The following is a 3,844-nucleotide window of genomic DNA, read 5'->3' as shown; positions in this document are numbered from 1 at the left end:
GACGATCTGGCCCTGGCGCTCCAGCGCGATCGAAACGGCAAAGAGCGGAATGCCGTGCAGGAAATTGGTGGTGCCGTCGAGCGGGTCGACGATCCAGCGATGCTGGCCGTCGTCGCCTTCGACCACGCCGCGCTCCTCCATCAGGAAGGAATAGCCGGGCCGTGCCTTGGACAGTTCGGCGAAGACGATGTCCTCGGCCTTGCGGTCGGCCTGGCTGACATAGTCGCCGGGGCCCTTCATCGAGACCTGCAGGTTCTGCACTTCGCCGAAGTCGCGCGACAGCGAGCGGCCGGCCTTCATTGCGGCCTGGACCATGACGTTGAGAAGGGCTGAGCGTGCCATAGTGCTTTTTCCCGGTGCTGCGCTTTAAATTCTGCCTCGATGCATGTCGGTGACCCGGAACCGGGCCACTGTTGGGGGACATGCGTCAGTCGGCGCGGCGCACGTAAGTGATTTCGTTGGTGTCGACGATGATGCGTTCGCCGGCGCCGATGAAGGGCGGCACCAGGACGCGGATGCCGTTCTCCAGGATCGCCGGCTTGTAGGACGATGCCGCCGTCTGGCCCTTCACCACCGGGTCGGCCTCGGTGATGGTCAGCGTCACATAGTCGGGCAGCGAAATGCCGATCGGCCGCTCTTCGTAGAGTTGGACCGTTACCATCATGCCGTCCTGCAGGAAGGCGGCGCGATCGCCGACGAAGTCCTTGTTCAATTCGAGCTGCTCGTAGCTCTGGGTGTCCATGAACACCAGGGCGTCTTCCTGCGCGTAGAGGAAGGAAAAATCCTTCAGGTCGAGCCGGATCTGTTCGACCGTCTCGGCCGAGCGGAAGCGCTCGTTGAGCTTGGTGCCGTTGATGAGGTTCTTCAGTTCGACCTGATTGTAGGCGCCGCCCTTGCCAGGCTTGACGGTGTTGGTCCTGACCGCCACCCAAAGGCCGCCATCATGCTCGATGACATAGCCGGGACGGATTTCGTTGCCATTGATCTTGGCCATGATGAGATGATCCGGAATGATGCCTACGGCCACGCCGTCGGTAAGGGATATTCGCTGGGAAAGCGATTTCGGGCTCCCAAGACCACAAATCGCCAGAAGAGGCAAGGGAGCGGGCAGGTTGGTGCCAGGCGAGGGCAGCCGAGGCGACACTCGCAATGACCGCGCGGGCCGCCGTCAAGGCAGCCGGTTGGCCTTCTGCAGCGCCTGCTTGGTCTGGTCGTCGTCCAGCCCCTGCAGGAAGTCGTCCATCTGCGGATCGATGAGGCCGGCGCGGCGGGCAATGATGTACCAGGCACCGGCAAGGACCAGGTCCGGATCGGTGCCGATGCCTTGCATATAGAGCTTGGCCAGGCGGTTCTGGGCGGCAACATTGCCGCCCTCCGCCGCCTGCTTCATCCAGCCGAAGGCGGATTTCAGGTCGCGCGCACCGCCGCGGCCTTCGATCATCCAGGCGGCGAGATCGATTTGCGCGGTGTCGTAGTTCTGCCTTGCGGCCTGCGCCAGCAGGCGCCTTGCCTGGGCATCGTCGCGTGGCTTGCCGCCGACACCGTTGGCGTAGATCTGCGACATTGCATATTGCGCGTCCGCGAGGCCGGTCGCAGCGGCGCGTTCATAGTAGGAGACCGCCTTGGCCATACCGGCGTCGCCGGGGTCCTGCTGGACCAGCATCTGCGCGAAATTGAATTGCGCCAGCCGGTTGCCGGCTTCGGCTGCGGCCTGCATCAGGGCGTAGGCCTCTTTTCCATCCTTTTTGACATAGCGGCCGTCGAGCAGCATCAGCGCATACTGGAACTGCGATTCCGGCACACCCTGTTCGGCGGCCAAGGCGTACCATTTCGCCGCCTGCGCCGAATTGACCGGTACACCGAGACCTCGCGACAGGATCTCGGCCACCAGGGTCTGCGCCGCCGGGTCGCCGTTTTGCGCCCGGACCAATGCCAGATTGTAAGCTGTCTTGTAGAGGCCGCGCTGGAAGGCGCCATAGGCCGCGTCGGCGGGTTTTGCGCCGAAGCGGTCGGGATTGACGGCGTCGGCCGACGGCAGCGGCGCAGGCTCGGCCGTGGTGGCGGGCTGCGGCAACGGCTTGTCGATCGGCTTATCGGTGTGGACGCCGATTTCCGGCTTGGGCTGCGGCAAGGGGATGGTCTCCGCGGCCGCCGCCTGGACCATCAGCACCGCAAGCAGAGCCTGGAGGGGAAGCGTCGCCGATGACATTTCAGTCCTCGAAACGCGGCGCAGTCTCGTCGAGCAGCGCGTTGGCGGTGGCGACCGCTGTCCTGGGGTCGGTGCCGTCGGCGAACACGGCGCTCGACAGCGCCACGAATTCAGCGCCGGTGGCGCCCACGGCTTCGACCGAGGCGATGTCGGATCCGGCCATGACGATGCAAGGGATCTGGATCATGTCCGCCCACCATGCGCCGAGCGACAGGTTGCGCGGGTGCGGTTCGGGCTTGTTGTCGTAGCCGAAGCGGCCGAAGAAAATGTAGTCTGGCCGCGTCTCGCCAAGCTCGAGCGCGTCGTCACGCGTCTTGGCGCCTCCGGTGCCGACCATCATCTTTGCCTGGGAATGCTCGATTGTCTCGGCGAGTTCGGCCTTGGAGACTTCGACATGGATGCCGTCGGCCTGGACGCGGCCGGCTATGCGGGTGTCGCCGGCGATGATGACAGCAACGCCGGCGGCTTGCGCTGCCGGCACGATCCGTTCGGCGAAAGCCTGGAACGAGGCTTCATCCATGCCGTTCTCGGGCAGGATCAGCGAAGCGACATCGCCACCATCGAATGCCGTGACAATACGGGCCGCCGGCACGCCGGGCGGCGCGATCAGCACGATGCGACAGCGATTGGGGGGCGTTGCTTCATTCATGGTTCTTCGGGTCCCGCGTTTCGCCTATGCCGGGCGAAGATGGTTGGATTGCGGCATAGAGCAAAGTGCCCGCCTTGAACAGGCGGGCAGTCGGGATCGCGATGTTTGATCCGCCGGGCAGCCGGCGGGCCGCTTCACTTGATCGGGTGCGGGCTCGCGACGGGCGGTTTGCCCTTCCACAGCGTCCAGCCGAGATTCATGCCGGCGGCGGCGATCAGGATGGCGGTGGCGCCGACGACCTGGCTCAGATGCAGCCGATGGCCGAAGGCGACGACGTCGACCAGGATGGCGACGACGGGATAGATGAACGACAGCGATCCCTGCAGATGCGTCGGCAGCTTCTGGATGGCGCCGTACATCAGTATGTACATCAGGCCGGTGTGGACGATGCCGAGCGTCGCCAGCATGGTCCAGCTCCAGGCATCGGCTGGAAGCCGGGATAGATTGGCGAACGGCGCCAGCATGACGACGCCGACGCAGACCTGTATCAGCGCAATCAGATGCGGTGGCGTGCCCTTGAGCTTCTTGGTGACGATGGCGGCGACGGCCCAGAAGAAGGCCGCGCCCAATGCCATGACGATGCCGGTGAAATAATCCGTGCCGGCCATGCCGGCATTGGGGCCGGCATCGGGAGCCGACTGCACGATCAGCACCATGCCGGCGAAGGCGATGGTCAGCCAGGTCAGCTTGGTCAGGCTCAGCCGCTCGGCGAAGAAGAGCGCGCCGAAGCCGACCAGCATGAAGGGCTGCGTGTTGTAGACGGCGGTGGCGATCGAGATCGACGCGCGCGAGAAAGCGCTGAACAGCAAAAGCCAGTTGACGACGATGGCGACGCCGCCGAGCGCGGCGATGCCGATGATGCGCAGCGACAGCCTGTTGCGCAGCAACCCCAGCCCGGCGCAGATGATGAGCAGCGTCAGCGCGCCGAAAGCGCAACGCCAAAACACCACATCCATGATCGGCTGGCCGGACAGGACGACGAACCA

At 64.8% G+C, this 3,844-nt stretch carries 5 protein-coding genes; all 5 read right to left on the bottom strand.

Translation table 11 applies throughout. The features are described from left to right. The coding region (locus EN969_RS20780) for an inositol monophosphatase family protein (protein WP_281060018.1) at positions 1-342 on the bottom strand (342 nt) is incomplete at its 3' end. Between the two features lie 85 nt (positions 343-427). Further along, positions 428-994, bottom strand: coding sequence for an elongation factor P (gene efp, locus EN969_RS20775; protein WP_013529127.1), 567 nt, complete (start codon positions 992-994; stop codon positions 428-430). Positions 995-1,168: 174 nt separating this feature from the next. Continuing rightward, on the bottom strand, positions 1,169-2,209 hold the full coding sequence (locus EN969_RS20770) for a tetratricopeptide repeat protein (protein ID WP_013529128.1): 1,041 nt from the start codon (positions 2,207-2,209) through the stop codon (positions 1,169-1,171). A 1-nt stretch (position 2,210) separates the two neighbouring features. Further along, on the bottom strand, positions 2,211-2,858 hold the full coding sequence (locus tag EN969_RS20765) for a thiamine phosphate synthase (protein ID WP_063169203.1): 648 nt from the start codon (positions 2,856-2,858) through the stop codon (positions 2,211-2,213). A gap of 134 nt (positions 2,859-2,992) precedes the next feature. Beyond that, positions 2,993-3,844 (bottom strand): DMT family transporter (locus EN969_RS20760; RefSeq protein WP_164758386.1); only part of this gene is annotated, 852 nt, incomplete at its 5' end.

This window comes from Mesorhizobium sp. M7A.F.Ca.CA.003.01.2.1 (assembly GCF_003998945.1).
Lineage (GTDB): Bacteria > Pseudomonadota > Alphaproteobacteria > Rhizobiales > Rhizobiaceae > Mesorhizobium > Mesorhizobium ciceri.
The sequence above is the reverse complement of the archived record's forward strand: the minus strand, read 5'-3'. Positions and strand labels throughout refer to the sequence as shown.

Coding starts and splice junctions, on each gene's coding strand:
- efp (WP_013529127.1), bottom strand. CDS start 994: ATGGCCAAGATCAATGGCAACGAAATCCGTCCCGGCTATGTCATCGAG.
- EN969_RS20765 (WP_063169203.1), bottom strand. CDS start 2,858: ATGAATGAAGCAACGCCCCCCAATCGCTGTCGCATCGTGCTGATCGCG.
- EN969_RS20770 (WP_013529128.1), bottom strand. CDS start 2,209: ATGTCATCGGCGACGCTTCCCCTCCAGGCTCTGCTTGCGGTGCTGATG.